The sequence below is a fragment of the Persicobacter diffluens genome, from assembly GCF_036244895.1.
Lineage (GTDB): Bacteria > Bacteroidota > Bacteroidia > Cytophagales > Cyclobacteriaceae > Persicobacter > Persicobacter diffluens.
The window spans coordinates 766,005-791,728 of sequence record NZ_BQKE01000001.1 but is presented as its reverse complement, the minus strand read 5'-3'; the positions used below and the strand labels follow the sequence as shown (position 1 = coordinate 791,728).

The following is a 25,724-nucleotide window of genomic DNA, read 5'->3' as shown; positions in this document are numbered from 1 at the left end:
ATGCATGCTTAAGCCGGATAATTCATGCTTAAATCCTCGTTGAGCTGTAAGGCGGAAAAAATGAAGGAATAGTTTCCTATTTCGAGTTTTTTCTAACGAAACAGATGAATGAGGAGAAAGCAAACATTTGATATGAAAAAGGCCCTGAGCATCACCTCAAGGCCTTTTTATTGCAAAAAATCTAATAATTAGATTCCAGTATAATTCCATGGCGTAATTACGCGTAGCTCTGCCTTAATTTCTTCCGAAACATCCAGGCCTTCAATGAAGGTAGCAATAGACTCCCCGGTGATTTTCTCATTGGTTCGCGTCAAAGCTTTCAGTGCCTCATATGGATTCGGATAAGCCTCACGGCGTAAAATCGTTTGGATCGCCTCAGCAACTACCGCCCAGTTATCTTCCAAATCCTGACGAATAGCAGCCTCATTCAATTCCAGTTTATTGAGTCCCTTTTTCAGGGAATTCAATGCAATCACCAAATGGCCTAAAGGAACCCCAATATTTCTCAATACGGTAGAATCCGTCAAATCGCGTTGCAAACGGGAGATGGGCAATTTGGCGGAAAGGTGTTCAAAAATCGCACTGGCGATACCTAAATTACCTTCAGCATTTTCGAAATCAATCGGGTTTACTTTATGTGGCATCGCCGAAGACCCTACTTCCCCTTCCTTGATTTTCTGCTTGAAGTAGTTCATTGAAACGTACTGCCAAACATCACGGGAGAAGTCAATCAAAATGGTATTGATACGCTTCAGTGCATCAAAATATGCGGCCAGGTTATCGTAATGCTCAATCTGAGTGGTAGGGTGAGAACGAACCAAGCCCAAATACTCTGCTACGAACTGATCACCGAAAGATTTCCAGTGGATAGCCGGGTAGGCTACATTGTGTGCATTGAAGTTACCCGTAGCGCCACCAAATTTAGCAGCGAAAGGAACCTGCAGCAACTGACCTTTCTGAATGGCCAAACGCTCGGTAAACACTTCAATTTCTTTACCCAAACGCGTTGGAGAAGCCGGCTGACCATGGGTTTTTGCCAACATAGAAACATTCCCCCACTCCTTGGACTTATTTTCCATTAAAACGCAAACTTCCTCGAACAGTGGCAACACCTGCTCTTCCATTGCCTCTTTTAAAGACAAAGGCACAGAGGTGTTATTCACATCCTGAGAAGTCAATCCAAAGTGGATAAACTCTTTGTGATCGGACAAGCCCAAAGCGTCGAATTTCTCTTTGATAAAGTATTCAACCGCCTTAACATCGTGGTTAGTCGTTTTCTCGATATTCTTAATGCTTTGCGCATCCTCTTCAGTGAAGTTGCGATAAATATCACGAAGCGACTCATACAATCCCGCATCAACACCTTCCAGCTGAGGCAATGGATATTCACATAAAGCAATAAAGTATTCGATTTCTACGCGTACACGGTAGCAAATTAACCCATATTCTGAGAAATATGGCGCCAATGGCTCCGTTTGCGCCCCGTAACGACCATCAACTGGCGAAACAGCAGTAAGACGATTCAATTCCATATCAAAATTAAACGTAAATGAGATATTATTTCAAAATCAAAAATAACATCGTTCTTTGAGAATACCCAAGTGATCTTAAGAATTTGCAATTAAAATAGCGCCGGCTTGTTATTATCAAAAACCATATTCTTTGACAAAAGGATCTGAATGCACACGCTAATGCCAACAACCGGATTATCCAGGCTTAATTCCCTGTTTGACTTCATGAGGGGAAAATGAAGGAATAATGTTCCATTTCAAATTTTTCACAAAGAAGCAGATGAAGAAGGAGAGCACAAGCTTGCCCCTATTTGGGCTATTAATAAATCAGCAAATTGACTCAAAATATAAGGGCTTTTAGAATTTTAGCGTAATGGAATCTGGCGTTGAATCAATCGGGTTGAAACACCCCACATTGTATTGGTCAGTCTTCCAATCCCTTGTAAAATAAGTAGCGAACGTGCGCAAAACAGATTTCAAATCACCTTATCAAATGCGAAAACTTTAGCAACCAAACCTCCTTGGCTATGGATAAAAACAATAGGAAGTATAGCTAAACTTATAGCATAAAGGGCGGTTAAAAAAATTTATTCCGTACTTTAGTTTCCTCAAGGAAACGTATAATCAACAAGCAATAACCTAAAATAATACCCATATGGCATTCAGTTTTTTTAAAAAAAATAAGGCCGAAACCCCAGCTACTGCCCAAGGCGGTTTACAAGTAAAAGCTATTATTCAAGAGACTGCCGATACGGTGAGTCTCGTGTTTGAAAATCCTAACTGGACCTATCAGGCTGGCCAATTTTTGAGCCTCAGTTTTGAACTCAATGGGCAAACCGAAACCCGATCATATTCATTATGCTCTTCTCCTGTAACTGATAAAGACCTCGCCATTACCATAAAAAGGGTGGAAGGAGGATTGATCTCCAACTATATTAACGATCAGGTAAAAGAAGGGGACTTTATCAAAGTCATTCCTCCGGAAGGAATTTTTGTACTAGCGCCAGCGGAGAGCCAAAGTCGAAATATTTTATTATTTGGTGCTGGTAGTGGTATTACGCCCTTGCTATCCATATTAAAAACAGTATTGGCCCAGGAGGCTGATAGTCATGTCACTTTGGTATATACCAATCGGAATGAAGAAAGCATCATATTTTCTGAAACGCTTTCCCAGCTTCAGGCACAATATGAAAATTTCGAGGTAATCCATACCCTAACGCGGGCTTCTGACCAATGGACGGGAGAAAGAGGCCGGTTAAGCCAAGAACGAATTCAGGAAATTTACCAAAACCTTCCCCAAAAAGCAGGAGCGACTCAGGTTTACAACTGTGGTCCGGAAGCCATGATGGATTTGGTAGCTGAAAGCCTGCAGGCTGCGGGTGTTGCGGAAGCACAGATTCATCATGAAAAATTTTCCGGTAGCAGCGGATTAAGCGAAACAGAATCCGCAGAAATTGTGCAGCAAGAGGTGACGATTCTATTGGAAGGAGAAACCTTTAAAGTCAATGTACCGGCAGAGAAAACCATTTTGGAGGCTGCATTAGACCAGGATATTGATATGCCCTTCTCTTGTCAAAGCGGATTATGCACCGCCTGCCGAGGCAAATGCATTGAAGGTAAAGTGGCCATGGAAGAAGATGACGGACTCTCCGAAGACGAATTGGAAGGCGGTTATATTCTAACCTGTGTCAGTCACCCAAAAAGCAAAGGAGTGGTGATAGAAGTGGGATAGTTTTTAACCTTAATGGGAATGACTTTTTTCTATTTCAGGCACTGTCCCCACTAACAGGTGCGACTGCCAAAAAAAAATCCAAAAAAGCGAGATGATACATTGGAATATTAAAAATAATGGTTGATATTAAAGTAGTCTTGCTATTGAGTTAGAATTAGATTAACGTTTTCGTTAGTCATTTTAGCTTTTAGGGGTAAAATTTAGTCGAAGTCCAGCGGTGAAATATCGTTGGGCTTTTTTTTGGCTCCAATTTACAGCAGGAATGAGCCACTAATCAAATATTATTAAAAAATCACCTTATTTATGAAGTGGGCATATCCCGCTCATTCTGCCCTAAATCAATAAAAAAAGCAGTAGAATCAATTCTACCGCCTTCTTGCCATTATCCAAATATCTTTTCAAAGAACTTCTTCCTGTTCTTTTTACGTTTATGCTTACGGAAATCCTTTGGTTCCCTCGGCTCACGCTTCTCCTCTCGTTTCTGAATACGCTCCTGTTTTTTAATGGGATCAGATTTGAAAATATCCTTTAGCACATCATTAAAGGATTTTGTCTCCGGCTCCTCAATCCAGTCCTCACAGTTCATGGCCTGCAATTCATAGTGGGTTAAAGATGGAAAACGCGAATGGGTAATCTGCCTGAATGCCGACTCTTTGTTTAGCTTTTGCATGAATTTACCAAAAACAGGAAGAGCGGTATTCGCCCCCTGGCCCAGGCGTGTACTTCTCCAGCGAATGGCCGGCTCATCATTCCCCACCCAGGTTCCGACCACTAATCGGGGCGTCATGGCCATAAACCAACCATCAGTATTGGACTGGGTGGTCCCGGTTTTCCCCGCCAAATCATTTCTCAAACCATACACATAACGCAATCTTCCTCCGGTTCCATTATTCACCACATTTTGCATCATGGCCAGAATCTGGTGATCGGTAGATTGCTTAATGACACGTTCCCCTCTTTCTGCCGGGGCTTGTTCATAAATTACATTCCCCAAACCATCCACTATCTTTGTCAAATACCTTGGACGAACCTTGTAGCCTCCATTTGCCAATACCGCATAAGCATTTACCATTTCCTGAATAGATACCTCCGGCGTTCCCAACACAGTGGAAGGCGGAACGCGATCTTCATTATCTCGCTCAATTCCTGACAAGCCAAATTCCTCCAGATAATCTCCGACGGTCACCAAACCGGCTTCCATTTCCACCTGAACCGAAACTGTATTCACAGAGTTGGTGAGCGCTCCTTTCATAGAATACAATCCTTCATACTTCCCATCTGCATTTCCGGGCGCCCAGGCATCCTCCAAATCCGGCATTTCTACTTCCTCTCCCTCTTCCAAATCCTCCGTGGATGGCAATTTTGCCAGCAACCAACCTTTTTTCGGGTCTTCTAAATAATACTGCTTGGCAGCAGGGTAATAATTACAGGCTTTAGCGCCCTGATCCAGGGCAGTAGCATATACCAAGGGCTTTATGGTTGACCCCACCTGACGTTTATAGGAGTCTTTGGCATGATTAATCTTCAGATATCGATGATCAATCCCACCAATATAAACTTTCACCTCCCCACTTCTGGGCTCCATGGCGATCATTCCCATATTCAGGAAATGAAGAAAGTGGGAAAGGGAATCATTCGGCGTCATCACCAGCTTTTCACGCTTAAACTCATGCGTCAGAATTTCCATCGACACCGGCGTATTAAAGGCCTCTTCAATTTCTTCTTTAGAGGCATTACGTGCTTTGAGCTCCTTATAACGATTACTATTTCTTTTGGCGCGCTCAAAAACTTCCGGATGTCTGGCCCAGGGCTTTTTCCCTTTCCAATGCGCATCAAAGCTTTTTTGCAGGTCCGACATATGTTCCCGCATGGCTTCTTCAGCCAATTCCTGCATTCGGTAATTGAGGGTCGTATGAATCTTCAATCCATCCCGGTTCAGATCATAACGATCCTTCGCCTCCAGATGCTGATTAATAGAATCCAGTATATCCTTCACCTCAAACTTCAATTGCTCCCGAAAATAAGTGGCAAGCCCCTCATTCTCTCCGGTAGAGCGATACTTAATTTCCAAAGGTAATTGCTGTAGAGAATCTTCCTGCTGGGCATTTAAATAGCCATATTTCTCCATTTGCGAGATCACCACATCTCTTCGCTCTTTAGATCTTTCCGGAAAAACCCGTGGATTGTAATAATAATTCGCCTTCAGCATGCCAATTAAAACTGCTGATTCCTGTAGGCTGAGCTCCTTGGGTTCCTTACTGAAAAACTTTCGCGCGGCGGTCCGAATGCCATAGCTATTGTCACCAAAGGGAACGGTATTCAGATAAAGATTAATGATTTCCTCTTTAGAATAAATGGACTCAATCTGACGGGCAATTAACACTTCCTTAATTTTGGAAGCGGCTAAATCCAGCTTTCCATAGCCATCTCGGGGAAAGAGATTCTTGGCCAATTGTTGCGTAAGGGTAGAACCTCCACCAGCCGAGCGCTGCCCCAAGATCACGGTTTTCACCAATACACGCCCCCAGGCACGATAGTCTACCCCATCATGCTCAAAAAAACGAGCATCTTCTGTAGCCACCAGGGCATGAACCAAATCCGGAGAAAGGTCTTCATATTTAATATTGGAACGTTCCTGTATAAAATACTTCCCTAAAATCCGACCATCTTCACTGTAAACCAAAGACGCCTGGGCATTTTCTATCTTCCGTAAATCCTGCTCAACAGGCAGGTCCCCGAAGGTTCCCCACTTTACGGACCACACAAATCCAACGACTGACAGGCAGCCAGCAAGGAAAAAACACAGCAATACCACCATGATCTTTCCGAAAACAGAAAGTCTTAAGAAACTATTCAGCACAATAATAATTTATACAAGCCGCTCGAAATGAACAGCAATGAGGGTTAATTGACGTGCAAAGATAGTTATTGCCTATGAAAAATCAGCGATCTGTGGTTGGAGAATTAAAAGGATTGGAAAAGTCTTCATTTTCCAAATACTCCTCATCGGTCAGGGTTTTTAGAAAAGCGATCAAATCCTCCTTTTGCGCAGCAGTCATATTGATTCCTCCTTCATGATTCATCAAGGGATCTGTAAACTCCGTAAAATTCACCTGATCCGAATAGAAATCCACTACTTCTTCCAGGGTAGCGAAACGATTATCATGCATATAAGGCGCCGTCACCGCAACATTCCTCAATGAGGGGGTTTTGAATTTCCCGATATCCACGGAATCGCCTGTCACTAAAAAACGTCCGGAATTTCCAGCATGAAAAGTAGCGTCCAGGCCGATATTGTGAAAATCACCATCCCGGAACAAAACGGTGGAATGGCAATGGAAGCAATCCGCATCTTCGGTAAAAAACAAGTCGTATCCTCTCTTTTCCTGCTCCGTGAGCGTGCCCTCTCCCCGGTTAAATTTATCAAATTTGGAATTCCCACTTAATTGCGTTCTGGAAAACTGTGCCAGCGCATAGCCCAAAGTCTTGTAAGAAATTTCCTCATGCCCGAAAGCCAGTTTGGCCAAACGTCGGTATTCCTCATTCCCATTGGCATAGTCGAGATCCGCTTCAAAGAAATCACGGATTTCAAAGACCATCACGCCCTCCAGACTGCCTTCCTTACTGCCATTCCAAAGAAAATACTGGTCATAAGCCAGGTTCGCATGTGGCATAATGGCCAACTGCCCCTGCTCATTGGCGGAAGCAAAACCGGTCTTTTGCTGATGACAGTCCCCACAAGCCCTTCCTTTATCTTTGGTATTTAGGTTACGGTCATAATAAACCCTTCTGCCCAGTGCCACACCTTCCGCTGTTAAGGGGTTATCTGTCGGAATAACCACCTTAGGGAATTTTCCCGGAACATTCAGGCTTATTGGCGTTGCTGCGGAATGATCAACAGGTTCGTCGGCCTCACAGGCCACAAAAAACACAACAGACAGACAAAGTATCCAAATCCTTCTCATGATTATTCTCCTTTTATACTAAATGACCAGATATTTTGCCCGTTTTCCATTAAAATCGCCTGCTTTTCTGGTTTATTCATAATAGCCTGAAATTCAGTCAGCGAATAATGCGTATTTCCATGCGTATACCATTTAAGCAAATCCATCTCCAGGTTCACCTCCGTCAACCCCTGCCCCACAGAAAGACCCGCCGCCGGCACCTCCACTTTGAAAAAGTGATCCAAATCCATCTCTCCCTTTTTCAGATTCCCCATATGGGTATTGTAACCATTCAAAGCTTCCGCTTCGGGTAGAGAAAAGCGCCCTTCCAGCTTCATAAAATGTAGCCCACCGCCCATATTTTCCGGCCAAATCATGGCTTGCAATTGATCCACCGGCACCAAAGACTGATCATTCCACTTATCCGTCAATCCAAAAATAAAATTGATTTGCTGATAATCCCCAAGCGGAAGACTTTGCAAATTAATCGTGGCATCCATGTTTTGAGGATTAAGTGATATATACCACATGCTGTCTATTTTCACCAACTCCCCGTTCGCTTTCACCAACTCCAATTCGGACAAATAATAATTGACTTTGGTCACGCTGAATTGCTCCCCCAAATCATTGGCATACAGCATGGCATCCATTTTCAATTTGGCGCCATCCACGGTATGTAGCATATTGATTTTAAGGCTCGGATTTTCCACTTTGTCATCAGATCCGCAAGCCATTAAGAAAACCAAAAGGGGAAGTGAAAAAATTAGGTTTTTCATAGTATTATGCTTAAAAGTGGGGCGTATAATCCCCGGTTTGGTATTGACAATCTTTGTATTTCTTATTCAGAGTGGCTTTCCACCACGGTCCACGGGTAAAGCATAGCTTTGTTTTCACCCCAAAATTTCGCCAAAATCGTGACCATTCATTTTTATAGGGAGCAGTACCCTTGGGCATCACCAAATATTCAAAGCCCATTTTTCGTGTTTCCTCTGTAAAACAGGGATTTCCATTCAAGGTATTTTGGGTATTCTTTTTAATAATCACCGGGTACACTTTAGTAGAAGATTGGTGCTTTTTTCGTAATTCTTTCGATGACCGAAAGGCAGTGGCGTTCGTGCGGTCACTAAGCCTTTGCGCCTGAACCATAGAAATGTTCACTGACATTCCGCATAAAAAGAGAAAAAGGAAGAGTCCCCTACCAGCCATAGAAGTAACAAATGTTTAAACAATACCAAAATTCCTCTAATTTACAATATTCAACGAAAAAATCAGGATTGGGGATTGGAATCTGCAGAGAACTGTATTCAAGGGGTGGGATTGGCGATACCAAAATCTTGTCTATCTTTGTAGCCGCTCTTAACACATGAAATTTTTTGAAGGAAAATGAAGCGATTAATCAGCTTTGTCATTAAGCATATCCCACGAAAATACTTACAACTTTTTGCCCACTTCGGTGCAAAGTTTTTAGGATTGTTCTATTTGGGAAATAAAGTGGAATGTAATGTTTGCCATCACAGTTATCGGGAATTTCTCCCTTACGGTCGCAAACCTCCCCGTTCCAATGCCCTATGTCCCAATTGCCTTACTTTGGAACGCCACCGCCTGATGTGGATGTATCTGCAGGAAAAAACAGACTTCTTTTCGGCTCCCAAAAAAGTATTGCACGTAGCACCGGAGCTGTGTTTCATCAAGCGCTTCGAGGCCATGGATAATCTGGAATACATCACCGGAGACATAGAATCACCGCTGGCCAAGGTAAAAATGGATGTACATGAAATTCCCTTTGAAGCCAACTCCTTTGATGCCGTTTTCTGTAACCACGTGATGGAACATGTGGAAGATGACATTAAGGCCATGAGTGAAATTCACCGCGTGCTGAAGCCCGGCGGCTTTGCCATTATGCAATCGCCACAGGACATGAGCCGGGAGGAAACATATGAGGATCCTACGATCACTGACCCTAAAGCCCGGGAAGAAGCCTTTTGGCAGTCAGATCATGTGCGCCTGTTCGGAAGAGACTATGGCAAGCGATTGGAAAAGGCCGGATTTGATGTCATTGAGGATGACTTTGTAAAGCAATTACCCGCTGAGGTGGTGCATCAATATGGATTGCCAGCGGAGGAGATTGTGTATTTTTGTAAGAAATAAAGTATAATAAGCAGAGGGATCACTTCTGCTTTTTTTTGCCGGATTGAAGGCAAATTAAGCCGAATTATTCACCGCCAGTTTTAGTGAGTCGATGTAAACACCTAAATATAAGTGTCTTGCGGTTAGCTTCGTCGAATTATCAATGGTTCAAATTTGGGTATGCTTACTTTCTCCTCATTCATCTGCTTCGTTGGGAAAAACTCGAAATAGGAAAAATTCCTTCATTTTTCCCGCCTGACAGCTAAACGAGGATTGAAGCCTGATAATCCGGCTTAATAGATTTTCCTCCCCAGTATTTTCCTAAAACCCCCACGGATAAAACCCAGGCCATATCCCCCCAACTGCACGGTGGAAGTGATCATGCTCAGGGCGCCCACTTTTACTGACCGGTAATGGCGACCAGCATCAATGAAAATGGCCAAATACCACATCAGAATGCAAACCAGAAAAAAGGGAAACACTTCGGGCCACCAAAAATAAGTAGAAAAGGAAAACAACAAGCCTAGCACAAAACAGGCGGGCATAAAATGAATGGCTTTCAACTGCCCCGGATGTAATGCGGACAAAATCCAGCGGCCATGCCCAAAGGCGAATACCTGTCTGAAAAATTGCTTCAGGCTGGTGCGGCGTTTATGGTACACCCAGGCTTCCGGAATCAAACCTACTTTAAATCCGGCCGCACGCATTCTGATTGAAAGATCAATATCCTCACTCAATCGCTCCAGCTGGAATCCGCCGGTTTTCTCCCATACAGCCCGACTCAGGCCCATATTGAAACTTCGTGGTTGGAATTTGGCATCCGCCTTTTTCCCGCCACGAATGCCACCAGTGGTAAATAGAGAAGTCATCGCATAGGTGGTGGCTTTCTGAAGATCATCAAAATCAGGGTGAGCGGCATCCGGTCCCCCAAAAGCATCAAAGCCCTCTTTAGCTAAAGCGGCATTCACCAGTGCCAAATAATTCGGAGGCAGGATAACATCAGAATCAAACACCAGAAAGTAATCACCCCTGGCGCGTTCAAAGCCAAAATTCCGGCTAGGCCCCTGCCCACTGTTCGGCTTATAGAAATACTGCAATTGGAAATGTGGCTCATAGCGCTCTACGATGGCTTTACAATCCACCGAGGAACCATCCTCAATTACCAAAACTTCAAAATCCCGGTAATCCTGATTTTTTACACTTTCTAAAAATTCCTGAATTTCCTGTGGGCGATTATACACCGGCACCACTACCGAAAAAAATAATGACATGTGGAAATGGGGAATGACTAAACTCTTCTGACACTTACTTCTTCCATAATCTTGGGCTTGGATTCTGAAAAGCGCTCCGCAATCAGATAATCCTTTTCATTATGGTTTTTCATCACCAAAAGTTCACTGATAAAACCGGACAGGAACAGCTGCATACCAATCACCACCGCCACCAAAGCGATATAGAACAAAGGTTGATCTACAATCTCCCTCACCGGTAAATCATAATACAAACAATAAACCTTGTTCAAGATAATATATACCGTCGTGAAGAAGCCCATCATAAAACTTAATGTCCCCAATAAGCCAAAAAAGTGCATCGGCTTCTTCTTAAATCGGGAAACAAAAGTCACCGAAAGCAAATCCAGGAAACCGTGAATGAATCTTTCCAAACCGAACTTGGTCACCCCATATTGACGGGCGCGATGCTGCACTACTTTTTCGCCTATTTTGGAAAAACCGGCCCATTTGGCCAATACCGGAATATAGCGGTGCATTTCTCCATATACCTGAATAGATTTTACCACCTCTAATCGATAGGCTTTCAGGCCACAGTTAAAATCATTCAGCTCAATATCGGATAGCTTGCGTGTCACATAATTGAAGAATTTGGAAGGGATGGTTTTGGATATGGGATCGTAACGCTTGGCCTTCCACCCGGACACCAAATCATAGCCCTCTTCCTCAATCATTTTGTACAAACCTGGAATTTCATCCGGACTGTCCTGCAGGTCTGCATCCATGGTAATGACTACTCGTCCACTTGCAGCCGTAAAGCCTGTATTCAAAGCGGCAGACTTTCCATAATTACGATTAAATTTCAGCGCATGGATATTGGAATTTTCAAGGCCTAATTGTTTGACCACCTCCCAGGAAGAATCAGAACTTCCATCATCCACCATGATTAACTCATAGCGGAAGTTGTTTTCCTGCATCACGCGATCCACCCAGGCTACTAATTCCGGCAGAGATTCTTCCTCATTATAAAGAGGCACAATTACTGAAATATCCAAATTCCTCATTTCCATTTTGGTTCAATAGACCCCAAACTTACGGAAATTTTGTGGAAAAGGCTGAGCGATCACACAGGGATTCGGTCCCAGGCCTGGAAAAACAAAACAATCCCAGGGATAGAAAAACACCTCTTGAGGGAAAAACTGCACTGGTTGATCCAGCCTTCTTTGATATTCCCAGTTTTTCAAATAATAGATCTCTTCTAAGTCTGGTGATAAATCAATATCCACCAAGACCTCCTCCTGCCCATATAGCTCCTCCATTAAGGTGGCCACTGAAGCCTGCTCCTGCATCAAAAGCAATTTTTCCCTAAGAAAAACATCCTGCCCTTCCATGCTGAAGCTCAGCCCGACCGTCATCAAAATTACCCACAATAATGCTTTCATACACTCCCTTTTTCAAAGGACTATGATGAATGTAAGATTGTTTGAGCAAGTAGGGTAAAAACACCCAACATTGTGAAAGCGCCCAATCCTAAAAAATGTCAAAAAGCGCAAAAAACCGACATAACAAACTTTTTGATGAAAAAACACTACTTCAGGCAGAAGATTACGTGATTTTTATCACGATAAGAAATTCATCATATTTAAGTATAAATACTCAAGGAAAAATGAAACCCCTTTTTTTGCCTTAATTTTAAAAAAATCAAAGCTTTAGCATCTCTCTACAATCTTACATCTGTACTTTTTTGGAGATCACTGCAGTAAACAAATCCAAAATGCCCTGATTCCTTCAAAAAAGGAACTTCATTAATTTTACAGGCCTTAATTTTTTATTTTTTTTTCGATAATAAGTCACATTTTTTCAAAAAAAATCTAAAAACACCAAAAACCAAACATCACTATTCCTTTTATAAATTGCATTTTTATTGTGTAATTCCACACGAAACGATAATTTAGTATTGCGCAATTGGGAGTTAGTCCATTCCAATTTTCAATTGAAAAAATTAGACAGCGTAATGTCTAATGCAAATATTATCTCTTTTAACAAAAGTTTTATCTATCAATTTTAACCACTTATGAAAAAGCTATTAATGCTTGCATCTGCAGTAGTATTTTCTGCTGCGGCTTATGCGCAAACTCCAAACGGCTCCTATATTTATCAGGATGTCAATTCTCAAGAAGCCTTCAATAGTCAGCGGGGTGATGGCCACACCTCCATTATTTCTCAAGGGGATGTTGCGGCAAAACCTAATGAGATAAAGCAAAGTCGTTTCGATGATTTCTCCAACGGTTCCGGCAATGAAGCTGTGGTAAGACAGTCCAATAACGACACCTACTCCGCTGTAAACCAAAAAGGATCTGACAATGTGGCCAAAGTAAACCAAACCGGAATGAACTATTGGCACGACAATTCCAATGGAAACGCTTCTGTAGTGGATCAGGTAGGGGTTGAAAATACTGCCATTGTAAAACAAAGAGGTGGAAATCTTTCCTCTGATGTCAAGCAGTTGGGGCAGTTTAATAACCTTACTGAAGTAGAACAATTAGGGGAAAACAGTCAGGTAAAAGTACAGATTGGTGTAGGCTGGGCAGAAAACAACCAGGTTTTCGTCAACCAGGGTGAATTGTATAACGGAGGAGCAACCACTGCTTTAGGATCATCCAAAAACAATGCAGCTGAAGTACAAGTTCGCTATGACGCCAACTATACAAAAGTAGATCAATTAGGTGAAGGCGGATCTGTTTATATCTGGCAAAGCTCCAAAAATAAAGCGACTGCCGATGCAGGTAAAATGGGAACGAACCAGGCGGTTGTTGAGCAAAAAGGAGACAATAATACTTTTTACGGCACCCAGGACTGGGCGAACAAAAAAGTAGCTTTTAACCAAATTGACGCCGCTCAGGGTGGAGATGACAACACCGCAGGTGTGGATCAGGACGCAAAAGGAAAAGATGCTATCAACTACTCTTTTATCAGACAAAGCGGTGATAACAACACAAGTTATATGACGCAATCCGCTGATGCTTCTGCCAACTGGGGGAGATCTTACCAAAGCGGATCCGGCAACGCTGCTGCATTGTCGCAGGAAGGTACTGCCGGCATGAACAGCTCCAGAACGGAACAAAGTGGAGATGGCAACACCGTGTACACTTCTCAGGAGACCACTGGTAGCGACTGGACCGCCAACAAATCCTTAGTATTACAAGACGGAAATGGTGGCCTTGCTTCGGTTAACCAAACCGCCGGAAACAAAGGAAATAACGAATCCACCATTACTCAGGGTAGCACAGGAGTAATGAACGCCTACCATGTCAATCAAGAAGTGACTGGCTTAAATTCCAAAAATGAGGTGATCGCTTACCAAGAAGGATATGGAAATACCGGCGCTTCCGTACAAGAAGCCTCCTCAGGAGCTTCTACTTTAGCTGGTATTGGTCAATTTGGTGATGAGAGTGAAGTGTATACTACGCAGAACGCTAAAAACGAAGGTGAGGCATTAGCAGGAATCATCCAGGGTGGAACCAACAGCCTTGCAGTTGTTGACCAAATGGTAGATCGTGGTTTCGCTGCCGCAGGTATCCTTGAAACAGGCTCAGATAACACCGCCTTCATTGGGCAGGATGTTACCAAAGCACATGCATTGGCGGGAATTGGTCAGGATGGAGCTATGAACACTGCTGCTATTTCCCAAACGTCAACCAATGATGGAGCTGTTGCCATAGCAGGCATTGGTCAATTGGGTGATAACAACTCCGCGATGATTGAACAATCCATTACCTCTGCTATGGGAGTAGCGGGAGTTATCCAGGTTGGAGATGGTAATACCGGTTATGTGAATCAAACCTCAACAGCGGGTGAAACCGCATTGGCGAACATTCTGACTGAAGGTAATGACAACACCGCGATTATTATGCAAGATGTAACCGGTGGAGGTGTATCTACAGCAGATATTCACCAAATGGCAGATGGCGATATCGCTTACATCAACCAAATGGGATCAAACCAAACGGCAACCATCATTCAACAATAATAAGAAATTTTAAGGAGGAGCTTAAAACCCTCCTCCTTTCTTAAACTCAGGCCATTATGAGACATATTCTCTTGGCATGTCTAATTATTTTCTCCGTTCAATTAGCAATGGGGCAGGTTAGCGGAAAGCAGAAAGCCACCTTTTCAGAGGAAGAGTTTTTACTTCTTGAACGCATTCAACCGGAACCTCAAAATGTTAATGAAAACACTGCTCAAATTCTCCAAGTGGGAACCGGGCAACAAGCTGACGTTCATATATCAGCAGAAGCATATGAAACCTCTATTTTACAGTTTGGCCTGAATAATCAGGTGGACCTAAGTATGGAGGGGAATAATATTCAGGTGAGTAACCTCCAAATAGGCTTAGATAATGAACTTACTCAAAAAATTGAAGGGAATAACCTGAATATTCGGGTGAATCAATTTGGAGAAGGCAACCAGCTTGAACACAATGAACTGAGAAGCGGATCTAATGCCGCAAACCCTATAGAGTATTCCATCACCCAAACGGGGGGAATGACAGCCACCATCACATTTAACTAAAAAGAATACTCTGAAAAAAAAGGCTAGCCATAATCGAATGGTTAGCCTTTTTCTTTGTCTACATGGGGATTTAAAACTAAATCACAAGAGTAGAACCCGAAGATCGATAACAGGGTTTCCTTTACCATCCCTCCCTACTGGTTTGCCCTAAGCCGGATTATTCATGCTTTAATGCTAGTTTAGCTGTAAGGCGGAAAAAATGAAGGAATTTTTCCTATTTCGAGTTTTTTCCCACGAAACAGATGACTGAGGAGAAAGCAAGCTTGCCCAAATTTGGGCTATTATAACTCAAAAAAATAAGCTTCAAAAAACTGAAAATAAACCACTTACGATTAATCAATAAATATAGCGGTGAATAATTCGGGCTAAGCCGATTTATATATATTTCAACCCTCGTTTAACTGCAGGGCAAAAAAAATAACGGAATGATCCCCTGTATCAAGTTTTTACCAGGGGAGCAAAGCAATGAGATGCAAATAAACACTCCCCCATTTGGGCTATTCCAGGATCCGAAAAAACGCCATCAATACACTGAAAGATAGGCTTTGCGTAGATTTATTGAACCTGACTGGGCATAATTCAGCTTAGCCCGGATTATTCATACTTAAATCCTCGTTTTGCTGCTGAGAGGAAAAATGAAAGCATAATTTCCTGTTTCGAGGTTTTCCAAAGAAGCAGATGAATGAAGAGAAAACAAGCTTGTCCCAATTTGGGCTACAAAATTCAGCCGACACGAATGTAATCCACTGATAATAATTTAATTAAAGGAATCACTAAATTTAGCAAGGAATAATTCGGCTTATACAATCACCACAAAAAAAAAACGGCCATTTCTCGCCGGTATAAATAGGATGTGATAACCAAAGCTATTTCCAATCGGGATAACAGGCTCCTTCAAAAACGACGATCCGCTGCCCCAGCTCAGAATCCGATAGATTACTCCCTACCATTACGTTAGAAACAGCCCCTATCTGATTGGAGCCATTCTGAAAAATTAAAGAGGAACCATCAGGGCTAACTCTTGGAAAAAAATCATTCGTTCCCGAAGGTTTCCCTAAGCTCAAATCCTGCACTTCCATTGAAGTGAGATGAATGCTAAAAATGGCGGCATCAAACTGTCGCCCATCCACACTAGTACTACCCGATTTATCCACGGTATAATAAACATAGCGGCTATCGATGGAAAAACTAGGAGCGCGCATGGCACCAGATTGATTCCCGACCAATAAAACCATATTGCCCCCGTCCGTATCCATCAAATAGATATCATCTTCGGTGACACTACTGCCTATTACTCTGGTGACAATTTTTGAATTATCCGGCGCCCATTCCACTTCCGCAAAATGCCGATCGGCAGGAGCGGTAGCAAATTCGGTTAGTCCCGTTCCGTTATAATCGATTCTGAACAACTTATCATAGTGCGGATAGATCAAATACTTTCCATCGGCTGACCAGCAAAACCCTCCACCATAACTATGATAATTATCCATGGGAAGGGTGGTGAGCTTTTTTGGCGTAGAGCCGTCTAAATCCGTCAAGTAAAGCTGCCAGCGTCCCTCCTCCAAAGAGGCGAAAGCGACTAAATCATTCAAAGGATTAATTCGGGGCCAATAAACGCCACTTGCAAAGCGGGTTAATTGTACCTCCGCCTGAGATGCTACATTCCCGGAAAAAAGTTGTAATCCAGCGTTGGTCATTTTAGAAAATACCAACCGATTATTCGTCGAGGAGGCCGTACTGAAACTCCAAATAGGCCCTGCCTTTTCCAAACCTCCTTTTACAGTAGTGATCTGCCAAAAATAATTTTGTCCCTGAAAAGCATTTAAAGTATAAGTGGTATCTGTTAAACCTAATCGTTGATCAAAGATCTGATCCTGACTTCCCTGGTACACGACCAAATTATAGGTGATACCTTCTGCATTTAAACTATCCGCGGCCCAGGCCAATTGCACCGTGCTTTCCAGCCCCTGTGCGCCATCTTCAGGGGACGGGCTGTGAGGAAATACCAGGGCGGAATCATCCTCTTCCTCCTCCGATTTCTCCTCCATTATCACCTGAATAGATTGTAACTCCTCAGAACGTATCGCCACATTTACGGCCCTGCCCTTCAGGTCAGATTTGGAGAAAGAGACCACATATTCCCCAACGGCAATGCTTGATATTCTAAACATCCCCAAATCATCGGTAATAGTTGCCGAACTTGCCGGAGTGGTACTTACACTCACCCCTGCAATAGGGTTCATTTCCTCATCCAATACAACGCCTTCTAAATCCCCAAATAAATCAGGACTAACGGGCTCGTCTCTGCAAGCATTTAAAACAAAGAGAAAAAAAAGAATTAAAGGTAAAAGTCGATATCTTGATGTTGTGCTCATAATTGTAGATTAAGCAACGAATAGTTTCAATAATTAATGGGAGAATAAATAGAAGCTAACCCCCAGGGCGCCATTAAAATGATAATCATTATATCGGCCACGCTTTAAACCATCAAATTTGTCATTGGCATATAATTGCCAGCCAATGTCCAGAAAAAGGGAAAACCGATTAGAAAGCGCAACGTCCACCCCGGCTCCGGCCATAAAATAGGCACTCTGATGGCTGCTTAAATCTGTATTTTCATAAGGAAAACCAAGATTGACATTACTGAGTGCATAGCCCCCTCCAAACTTAAAATATGGGGACCAAATGGACTTTGGTCTGAGATAATATTGAACATCTGCTCCCAACTGCATATAATTCATTTCCAAACCCGTAGCGGTAAGGCCTCCAGCCTCAAAATTTAAGTTCAAGCCTAAGCCTTTGGGCATCATATAGCCGGCAGTAAACCGCCCAAATGGACCGACGCCTTCCTCTAAAATATCACTGTAAAATAAGCTTCCTCCAGCGCCTAATCCCAACTTCAATTTCCCTCTGCGGTTTTCATCCAACTCCCCCCAATCGTTTTGCTGTGCATTCAATTCTTTTTCTACTAAATAATCCTGCACAGCGGGGTGATCTTCCGCAGTTCCCTGTGCGGGTGACCATAATTGTTCCAGCATGCCTTCGACCACCATGGTGTGTACCGCCTTTTCTATCGCCTGCGTCACCGCCAACTCCATGGGTTCGTTATAAGTGGTCCCCACCTCAGCCTCTAGCAGCCGCTTAAAAGCCACATATCGGAAAACCCCAAAATCAATCATTTGCGAAAGCACTGTTTTCGTGGTATAGACCGTTTTCAATATTTTACCATTGGTCGTGGATACTGCACGCAAATATACGGTCACGCGATCCTCGCGGTATTGCCCATTCCCTCCGGACCCAAAATATTGTAAACCAGCACCTCCGGTGACCACATTGGCATCATAGGATATGATCCCTCCCTCCAACACAATATCCCCAAACAATAGTGGCGGAAGCTTTGCTTCTGACTGTTGATTATCCTCCAAATATGCCGCCTGACTGGAACGAATAATCTTCCGCTCATTTAATAAGTTGGAAAGCCCTTCCCGTTCAATAGGAACAAACCAACCCGATTCCTCCAAAGAGCGAAGAAGAATTGAAGTCGCCCCTTGGGTAACCGCCGTAGACCAGGAAGTCCCTGCTGCGGAGGGCTTATATTGACCCGTCTGATCTCGGAATTTATATACCGCAGCAATAATTTTCTTTTCCGGAGGAGGAAGCTCATTAAAAGCTTTTGAAGTAGGTGTCTTGGTGCCCAGGCGCGCCGGAGTAGTCTGAAACATATTATAGTGTGGACTACAGGCTGCGAGCAACAAGGCCGCAAAAAAAAATAAAATAAATTGCTTCATCAGAAAAAAGGAACATCTATTTGTGTGGAACCACCGGACCTGACATCTTCAATGTTGATATTAAAACCACCAAGGCTTTCCTCAATATCCACATCAAAATTCCCCAGGGAAAAACTGCCGGTCTTTAAGGTACCGTCTTCGCCCAGGTATTCTTTTAGGATTTTTTCTGTTATGGCATCCACCAATCGGTTCTCCAAACCGGTCTGTAAATCATTCCATTTTTGATTTGGATCCTCGGATTCTATCAATTTATTGATGGCATCCTCCTTGGGGTCTTTGTAGGTATTTTGCGCATTGGCTGCATTGAGCATGGAGGAATAATTCAAATAAGACCCCCCAAAGGAGGTATTGATAGGCTGATAGACGAAGTCCTGCGCAGAGGCCCAGGAAGTGACCATGAATAAAAGCCCCATCAGCATGGCTATTTTTAAGCTTTTTTGTTTCATATTAATAAATGCCGTTTCCCAATAAATCAAATGCTTTCAGTAAATCCTGATTATTCCGAATAAAGCCATGAACCCGCCCTACTGCATAAGTAGAATAAGCTTCAATCACTTCCGGACGCGGACTAATCATAAAAACCCCGGCCTGTTCATTATTGACGGTAATAACGATTTCAGAGGAGTTACCCATCGCTCGTTTCTCTTTCACTTCTACTGTTAAGCCTTCAGAATATTTCGGCCAAACCCATTGCTTTTCAAATTGAGAAAAAAACTCACGACCGGGAGGCGTAATCGTTTGATCCACCAAAAAACCCGTTAGTGTTTCTTGAGGAGGAAACAATACCGACCACAGAAACATCATTATTACCATAATTAAATTGATTATTACACTCCCAATTTATTTAATATTTTATCCAAATTGCGCATCATGTAATTATTGTCATGGTAATTCTCTAAAAATCAAACGGAAAGTGAATTAAGCGCAAATTTTAACACCCCTGTTTCGGTCTTTCCGCAATAATTTGATGTAATAAAAACTACATTATGTAAATTTTTTATTAGAAAAGTTTAAAAAACAGTCAGCAACTCTTGTAATATTTATATACAAAAGCCAAAGAGGCGAAACAAAATCAACCCCCTAAAAACCTACCATCCAACAGCTTAAATCAATAACAAAAAAAAACACCGGCGATTAATCTATTAAATATTAAATTACAATCCCTAAATAGCATTTTTCAACTCTAAAACCTCCAAGCAATGATAAGCCAAAGTACTTTTGACTTTATAAATGAGCTAAAGACCAACAACAACCGAGAGTGGTTCAACGAACATAAGCCCAAATACCAAAAGGCACTGGCGGAATTTGTAGACCTTATGGGGCAAATGATTGCCATTGCTTCCGAATTTGATCCGATTGTCGGACAGCAGGAAGCTAAGAAAAGTGTTTTCAGGATTTATCGGGATATTCGGTTTTCCAAAGACAAACGACCTTATAAGGAACATTTTGGAGGTTGGTTGAGTGGTAACCCAAAATCAGATCGTGCTGGATATTATATTCATTTGGAACCGGGAAAATGCATGATTGCCGGTGGGGTTTGGCAACCACAGAGCCCCAGATTAAAAAGTATTCGGGAAGAAATCAGTTATAATGGGGAGCAATTCAAATCCATCGTAGAAGCTCCGGCCTTTAAAAAAATGTTTGGAAACCTACAGGGGAATGAGTTGAAAACCGCTCCAAAAGGTTATGACAAGGCAGATCCTTTAATCGAGTATTTAAGAAAGAAAGACTTCCTGGCGATCCATTACCTCAAAGACGAAGATTTTATGGATGATAAAATTGTATCCAAAGCGAAAAAAATATTCGAAGGCATCGCGCCCTTGAACGCTTTCCTGAATGAACCCTTTGACAATGGGGAGTAAAACGGTATACGATATAAAAAAAGCTACCCAAAATGAGTAGCCTTTTCTTTTATCTGATTTTTTTATTTCCCTAACATTCCCGCCTTCAAAGCTTTGTCTGCTGGCTTATTCCCTAACCAGATTCCGTACAATGCCTTTTTGAATGCTACTCCCTCAATGGTAGTCATCAATTTACCATTTTTCAGTACCTCGGTTCCTTTTGCCGGAACATAATTAAAAGTGAAGGTATCCTGTTTTTCAATATCATCCGCGAATGCTCCCATAAACTGGTCAATCTCTTTCTGAATTGGGGCTAAATTCCCACCCGTAGAAGCTTTAAAGCCATCCATTGTAGAGGAAGTAAATTTATCACGAGTCACCATTCCGGAGATAATGGTTAACTGTACGGACTGTATTTCGTCAGCATTTACGATGGCCATTCCATCATTTGATGCCTGACCCAAATACAATGCGCCCACATACAAATCCATAAAATATTTCGAACGAGTTCCTGCACCAACTAAGTCCAGTTTCTTCCCTGCAACTGTAACATTAGCGGCTAATTTAACTCCTGAAACTTCTTTTTGCGCTTCGGCCTGCAAGCAAAACAATAATGCAAAGGCCATTAGAAAATAACGTAATGGGTTCATTTGATTCATTTAATTAAAATAATATCCAGTTTTGCAAAGATAGTGCTTTCCAAAATGATTTAAAACCAAGTGCTGAGACTCCTTCATCAGAAATGAAATTGAATGTTTGATTTTCAATCAGTTTAAATAAAATATAAAAAAATAAAACTTAAAACAAGCACTAAGTTTCCAAATATCTAAAGGGGAGTTCCCTTTCTAAAAAAATCGTTTAAATAAATGAAACAGCACCGAAAGGATCACCGAAACCAGCAACATACTGACCCATGGAATGTAAAGCTGGAAATTTTCTTTTTCCACACGGATGTCACCAGGAAGATGGCCAAACCAGGATCCCTTTCCCTGTAGAAGGTAAATAATCAGCCCGATAAGAAACAGCCCTGCACCGGCCATCATTAATATTTTCGCCAATGAATTTTCCATTTTTCAATCATTTTGTAGTTTGCTCTGGATTCTAAAGGCCACTAAGTTCAGTAAGCCGATATTTCAGGCTTATTTCATTTTCAAACCACTCCTAATCGTGTTAATTCAGTGATAATTATTCCCCGCTGGTTTTACCAGCCCGCAAATTATTTATTTTCAATCCATTACAAATATTTCTCTTTGGATTTTAATAGCCCAAATTTAGTTAATTATTCATAATTCGGCTTAATCCCAATTTCCTATCAAAATATCATCTGAATCAATCGCAGCAATAATCATCTGCCTTCCCTTCTCCGCAGGCACCAGTGATAATTAGTGAAATAGGTAGCAAAATACCATCAAGCCCAAAAAAAGCGTCCTGATTTCTCAAGACGCTCTTTATCTATTCAGAAGGAAGACTTTTACCCCGGATTATTCATGCTTAAATCATCGTTTAGCTGTAAGGCGGAAAAAATGAAGGAATTTTTCCTATTTCGAGTTTTTTCCAACGAAACAGATGAATGAGGAGAAAGCAAGCTTGCCCAAATTTGGGCTATTATAAACTAAAGAAAATAAATTATAATAAACTAAAGACAAGCCACTTACACTAATCTGATAAATTTAGCGATGAATAATTCTGGTTAAGGCACATAGGTCACTTCCACCGGGAAGCGCTGATCAAATGCGCCCAAACGTTCATAGGCCGTTTTACTTAAGGCAATCACCAAATTGGCATTATCACCAGTTGGTGGCAATTTACCAATCACCCGAACGAACACACTATAGTTATTCATATCATTCCTCACTTGCATAATCGTCCCAACTGGAGCGCTAGGGTGTAAAGCCAGATACTTCTTGGTGTCTTCCGAACCCGTCATGATACCCGACATTCCTCTTTCCCGAATTTTCTTGAAATCCGTACCATCTTCAATTTCCTCACGGGAATAAGCAATTTCTTTCACCTCAGGATTATCTGCTTTAGCCGTCACTTCCTTCACCGGCTTCGGCTTCGTAGTGGCTGGCAGTGTTTTCACAACTTCAGTTTCCTGCTCCGGTTTTCCCGTCCCCAGGCCAACAATCAAATACTGGCCCTCTTTCAGGCTATTGCTACTCAAACCATTCCATTTCTTAATATTGTCTACCGACACCTTATATTTGGAAGAAATGGCATACAAGGTCTCGCCTTTCGCTACCTGATGCTTTTGGTTACTGGCATCGGCAATATGGTTGGCAAATTTTACCGCATCCGTACCATCCGTAGGAATTTTAATTTTCTGTCCTAATGAAAGAGAAGTATTGGACATCCCATTGTACTGCATAAGCTGATTCGCGCTCACACTGTATTTTTTAGAAATACTATATAGGGTTTCTTTCGACTGGACTACGTGAACAATCTCTGAGCCGGACTTAGATTTGGTGGCTTTTTCACCAACTGCACCTGCTGCGGCCGGCACCTTAATTTTTTGCCCCACGCCGAGGTTTTCCGACAGCCCTGGATTCATTTCCTCCAATTTGGCCACGGTAGTTTTATATTTCCTCGAAATTGAATACAGGGTTTGCCCCTTTTCAATGGTGTGATATGCATGCGACTGTGCTACCACATCGGTATTTCCAACAGTCCATGAAAATAGCAATGCGGTAAGGGCTAATGCGATTTTTTTACAGGTCATAGATACATAACTGGTTATGACGGTTGACAAAAATCAACTGATCAGAAACAACAAAAAAGCTTTGCAGGGTGATGTTAGGCAAATTTTCCGCCAAAATACTTTCTAGCAATAGCGCTCCTTTCCGATCATAAATATGAAGCTTATTGATCAAGCATTCTTCTTCGTAAATATAGTAAGAAATTACTATTTGAGCATCAGATTGGAAATAATCCACTCCTTTTTGGATGGTATCTCCGGCTTTTTTTTCAATAAAAACCCTGATTTTTTCAAAATACTCCGAATCCTCTGCATAATGCGCAATTTTGACGGGATTATCACCATTCTTCGGGTCAATTTTTATTTCCTCCTCCAGCCAGTGGGCCTCTCCGCTTTCCAGCTCAATAAAGGCAGGCTTACGCTCGCCATCCTCCACAAATCCACCATATAATTTCCCATCGATGATGTCCGCGGGCAGAAATTTCTCCGCTTCCCATAAGATCTCATTTTTTACTACCTCCAAAAACCAAAGCTTACGGGAGGTGGGATTGGTATGATCCTCATAGGAGCGAATCAATAGCTTACCCTCCACGACTGCGTCCAGTGTCACCCACCAGCTTTCGGGCATTTCAAAAGGACCCCATAATTTCCGGGAGTCATCCAAATAGGCAAAAGTGGCTTGAAGTTCATCCTCATTGCGAAATTCAAAGCCCAGGCCATTGCCTTTTTCTGCAATTTCCAGCTTCCAAAGTCTTCCGGGCAGGTCTATGGTTTGTAATTTGTTCAAAATTGGCGAATTTGACGTATTAAATACAGATGGACAAATAGAAGGATTTCGGCATGGATCTGCAAATTATCAAAAGTGAATTGCTGTAGCCTTTCCGACATTTGTCCGAAGCCAATTTCGAAATGATTTTTTAATTATCAATTCAATATGCAAAGTCATCAACCATTTTTCCTGAAATCGGGCCTCTCTTTGATGCTTATCTGCCTTCCATTTATATTGATGGCGCAAAGCACCAGGATCTTTCACATGCACATAGACGATAATATCGACCCACGAATGAATCGCTATGTTAAACTGGCCTTAGAGGAAGCCGAAAATCAGGAGTCCGATATTATCCTGATTGAAATGGACACCTATGGCGGGGCCGTAAATGATGCGGATGATATCCGCACCGCTCTGCTGGACACAGAAACCCCGACCTACGTTTTCATCAATAAAGACGCCGCCTCTGCCGGTGCATTAATTTCTTTTGCCTGCGATAGCATTTATATGGCACCCGGGGCAAGCATTGGCGCAGCCACCGTAGTGGTACAAACCGGAGAAGCCGCGCCGGATAAATACCAGTCTTATATGCGATCCATCATGAGATCCACGGCCGAAGCCAAGGGACGCAATCCGGAAATCGCCGAAGCAATGGTGGATGAAAGCATCTATATAGAGGGCATTTCAGATTCCGGAAAAGTATTGACACTATCCACTTCCGAAGCCATCAAATATGAAATTGCGACCGCGGAGGTAATTTCTGTCACGGACGCGCTGGAACATGCGGGAATTTATGACTACGAGATAACGGAATTTGAACTCTCTGCCTTAGAGAAAATTATCGCCCTGGTACTAAATCCCGCCGTTAGCGGCATTCTGATCCTGATTATCCTGGGCGGCATTTATTTTGAACTTCAAACGCCAGGAGTAGGCTTTCCAATTGCAGCAGCAGTAATCGCATTGACCATATACCTGATTCCGCATTACCTTCATGGCTTGGCCGCCTATTGGGAAATCATTTTGTTCTTTATAGGACTGGTGCTCATTGGCCTGGAAATATTCGTAATTCCGGGCTTTGGTATTGCAGGTATCTCCGGATTAATCCTGACTTTGGGCTCCCTAACGCTGATTATGCTCGGTAATGACTTCTTTGACTTTTCCGGTGTACCCACGGATCAAATCTATTCCGCAATGGGGGCAGTCTCCATTTCATTTGCACTTTCTTTAATTCTGGTCGTTGTAGGCTCCATGCGACTACATAAATCCTCCTTCATCAACCGCCTGGCCCTGACCACCACCCAGGAATCCAGTGAAGGCTATCAGGTAAACTTCCATCAGGAATCGCTGGTAGGTAAAATAGGGGCCGCCTATACCGTGCTTCGTCCGAGCGGCAAGGTGGAGATTGACGGAAAAATCCATGATGCTTTTACCCGTGGAGATTTTATTGATGCGGGCACTGCAATTAAAGTCATTAGCCAGGAAAGCAATACGCTAAAAGTAAAAAAAGCATAAACCA

At 42.5% G+C, this 25,724-nt stretch carries 22 protein-coding genes; 6 read left to right on the top strand and 16 right to left on the bottom strand.

Going from position 1 to position 25,724, the window contains the following annotated elements; all coding sequences use genetic code 11:
• Window positions 1-188: 188 nt before the first annotated feature.
• Window positions 189-1,532, bottom strand: coding sequence for an adenylosuccinate lyase (purB, locus tag AAA970_RS03355; protein WP_060685528.1), 1,344 nt, complete (start codon window positions 1,530-1,532; stop codon window positions 189-191).
• Window positions 1,533-2,166: 634 nt separating this feature from the next.
• On the opposite strand from purB, the gene AAA970_RS03350 reads away from it, so the two are divergent.
• Window positions 2,167-3,243: a 2Fe-2S iron-sulfur cluster-binding protein gene (locus AAA970_RS03350; protein ID WP_338235981.1), complete on the top strand. Its 1,077-nt coding sequence runs from the start codon at window positions 2,167-2,169 to the stop codon at window positions 3,241-3,243.
• Window positions 3,244-3,625: 382 nt separating this feature from the next.
• Here AAA970_RS03350 and AAA970_RS03345 read toward each other — a convergent pair whose 3' ends face one another.
• From AAA970_RS03345 to AAA970_RS03330, 4 genes are all read right to left on the bottom strand, one after another.
• Entirely contained in the window at window positions 3,626-6,103 is a 2,478-nt protein-coding gene (locus AAA970_RS03345) for a transglycosylase domain-containing protein (protein ID WP_338235980.1), read from the bottom strand.
• A gap of 82 nt (window positions 6,104-6,185) precedes the next feature.
• Window positions 6,186-7,208, bottom strand: coding sequence for a cytochrome-c peroxidase (locus AAA970_RS03340; protein ID WP_338235979.1), 1,023 nt, complete (start codon window positions 7,206-7,208; stop codon window positions 6,186-6,188).
• A gap of 2 nt (window positions 7,209-7,210) precedes the next feature.
• Window positions 7,211-7,963, bottom strand: a complete 753-nt coding sequence (locus AAA970_RS03335) for an MbnP family protein (protein WP_338235978.1) — start codon at window positions 7,961-7,963, stop codon at window positions 7,211-7,213.
• Window positions 7,964-7,973: 10 nt separating this feature from the next.
• A complete protein-coding gene (locus AAA970_RS03330) occupies window positions 7,974-8,351 on the bottom strand; it encodes a hypothetical protein (protein WP_338235977.1) in 378 nt (125 codons plus the stop codon).
• A 219-nt stretch (window positions 8,352-8,570) separates the two neighbouring features.
• Between AAA970_RS03330 and AAA970_RS03325 the strand changes: the two genes are divergently transcribed.
• Window positions 8,571-9,335, top strand: a complete 765-nt coding sequence (locus AAA970_RS03325; RefSeq protein ID WP_338235976.1) for a class I SAM-dependent methyltransferase — start codon at window positions 8,571-8,573, stop codon at window positions 9,333-9,335.
• A 272-nt stretch (window positions 9,336-9,607) separates the two neighbouring features.
• On the opposite strand, the gene AAA970_RS03320 is transcribed toward AAA970_RS03325, so the two are convergent.
• Genes AAA970_RS03320 through AAA970_RS03310 form a run of 3 tightly spaced genes read right to left on the bottom strand, consistent with a single transcriptional unit; the run spans window position 9,608 to window position 11,985 of the window.
• The gene (locus tag AAA970_RS03320) at window positions 9,608-10,585 is read right to left on the bottom strand and encodes a glycosyltransferase (protein ID WP_338235975.1); all 978 of its coding nucleotides are present in this window, start codon (window positions 10,583-10,585) and stop codon (window positions 9,608-9,610) included.
• A 17-nt stretch (window positions 10,586-10,602) separates the two neighbouring features.
• The gene (locus AAA970_RS03315) at window positions 10,603-11,607 is read right to left on the bottom strand and encodes a glycosyltransferase (RefSeq protein WP_060687369.1); all 1,005 of its coding nucleotides are present in this window, start codon (window positions 11,605-11,607) and stop codon (window positions 10,603-10,605) included.
• A 12-nt stretch (window positions 11,608-11,619) separates the two neighbouring features.
• Window positions 11,620-11,985 (bottom strand): hypothetical protein, encoded by a 366-nt coding sequence (locus AAA970_RS03310; protein WP_338235974.1) that lies wholly within the window; start codon window positions 11,983-11,985, stop codon window positions 11,620-11,622.
• A gap of 632 nt (window positions 11,986-12,617) precedes the next feature.
• Between AAA970_RS03310 and AAA970_RS03305 the strand changes: the two genes are divergently transcribed.
• Both AAA970_RS03305 and AAA970_RS03300 read left to right on the top strand, forming a co-directional pair.
• On the top strand, window positions 12,618-14,573 hold the full coding sequence (locus AAA970_RS03305) for a hypothetical protein (RefSeq protein ID WP_338235973.1): 1,956 nt from the start codon (window positions 12,618-12,620) through the stop codon (window positions 14,571-14,573).
• Window positions 14,574-14,629: 56 nt separating this feature from the next.
• Window positions 14,630-15,115 (top strand): hypothetical protein, encoded by a 486-nt coding sequence (locus tag AAA970_RS03300; protein WP_338235972.1) that lies wholly within the window; start codon window positions 14,630-14,632, stop codon window positions 15,113-15,115.
• Window positions 15,116-15,981: 866 nt separating this feature from the next.
• Here AAA970_RS03300 and AAA970_RS03295 read toward each other — a convergent pair.
• The 4 genes from AAA970_RS03295 to AAA970_RS03280 are packed head-to-tail and all read right to left on the bottom strand — an operon-like array spanning window position 15,982 to window position 19,707.
• Window positions 15,982-17,490: a carboxypeptidase-like regulatory domain-containing protein gene (locus tag AAA970_RS03295; protein WP_338235971.1), complete on the bottom strand. Its 1,509-nt coding sequence runs from the start codon at window positions 17,488-17,490 to the stop codon at window positions 15,982-15,984.
• A 33-nt stretch (window positions 17,491-17,523) separates the two neighbouring features.
• The gene (locus AAA970_RS03290) at window positions 17,524-18,903 is read right to left on the bottom strand and encodes a CsgG/HfaB family protein (protein ID WP_338235970.1); all 1,380 of its coding nucleotides are present in this window, start codon (window positions 18,901-18,903) and stop codon (window positions 17,524-17,526) included.
• On the bottom strand, window positions 18,903-19,349 hold the full coding sequence (locus AAA970_RS03285; protein WP_053403983.1) for a curli assembly protein CsgF: 447 nt from the start codon (window positions 19,347-19,349) through the stop codon (window positions 18,903-18,905). Before AAA970_RS03285 ends, AAA970_RS03290 begins: the two co-directional genes overlap by 1 nt.
• Window position 19,350: 1 nt before the next feature.
• Window positions 19,351-19,707, bottom strand: a complete 357-nt coding sequence (locus AAA970_RS03280) for a CsgE family curli-type amyloid fiber assembly protein (RefSeq protein ID WP_172674296.1) — start codon at window positions 19,705-19,707, stop codon at window positions 19,351-19,353.
• Between the two features lie 395 nt (window positions 19,708-20,102).
• On the opposite strand from AAA970_RS03280, the gene AAA970_RS03275 reads away from it, so the two are divergent.
• The gene (locus tag AAA970_RS03275) at window positions 20,103-20,765 is read left to right on the top strand and encodes a DUF2461 domain-containing protein (protein ID WP_338235969.1); all 663 of its coding nucleotides are present in this window, start codon (window positions 20,103-20,105) and stop codon (window positions 20,763-20,765) included.
• Window positions 20,766-20,827: 62 nt separating this feature from the next.
• On the opposite strand, the gene AAA970_RS03270 is transcribed toward AAA970_RS03275, so the two are convergent.
• The 4 genes from AAA970_RS03270 to AAA970_RS03255 all read right to left on the bottom strand — a co-directional run bounded on the left by AAA970_RS03270 (window position 20,828) and on the right by AAA970_RS03255 (window position 24,226).
• Window positions 20,828-21,394, bottom strand: coding sequence for a chalcone isomerase family protein (locus tag AAA970_RS03270; protein ID WP_338235968.1), 567 nt, complete (start codon window positions 21,392-21,394; stop codon window positions 20,828-20,830).
• 195 nt (window positions 21,395-21,589) lie between these two features.
• Window positions 21,590-21,814 (bottom strand): DUF2905 domain-containing protein, encoded by a 225-nt coding sequence (locus tag AAA970_RS03265; protein ID WP_338235967.1) that lies wholly within the window; start codon window positions 21,812-21,814, stop codon window positions 21,590-21,592.
• A gap of 620 nt (window positions 21,815-22,434) precedes the next feature.
• The gene (locus tag AAA970_RS03260; protein WP_338235966.1) at window positions 22,435-23,463 is read right to left on the bottom strand and encodes a LysM peptidoglycan-binding domain-containing protein; all 1,029 of its coding nucleotides are present in this window, start codon (window positions 23,461-23,463) and stop codon (window positions 22,435-22,437) included.
• On the bottom strand, window positions 23,453-24,226 hold the full coding sequence (locus tag AAA970_RS03255) for a DUF4905 domain-containing protein (RefSeq protein ID WP_338235965.1): 774 nt from the start codon (window positions 24,224-24,226) through the stop codon (window positions 23,453-23,455). The genes AAA970_RS03260 and AAA970_RS03255 overlap by 11 nt, the downstream gene beginning before the upstream one ends.
• Before the next feature lie 147 nt (window positions 24,227-24,373).
• On the opposite strand from AAA970_RS03255, the gene AAA970_RS03250 reads away from it, so the two are divergent.
• On the top strand, window positions 24,374-25,720 hold the full coding sequence (locus tag AAA970_RS03250) for an NfeD family protein (protein WP_479531367.1): 1,347 nt from the start codon (window positions 24,374-24,376) through the stop codon (window positions 25,718-25,720).
• Window positions 25,721-25,724 lie beyond the last annotated feature (4 nt).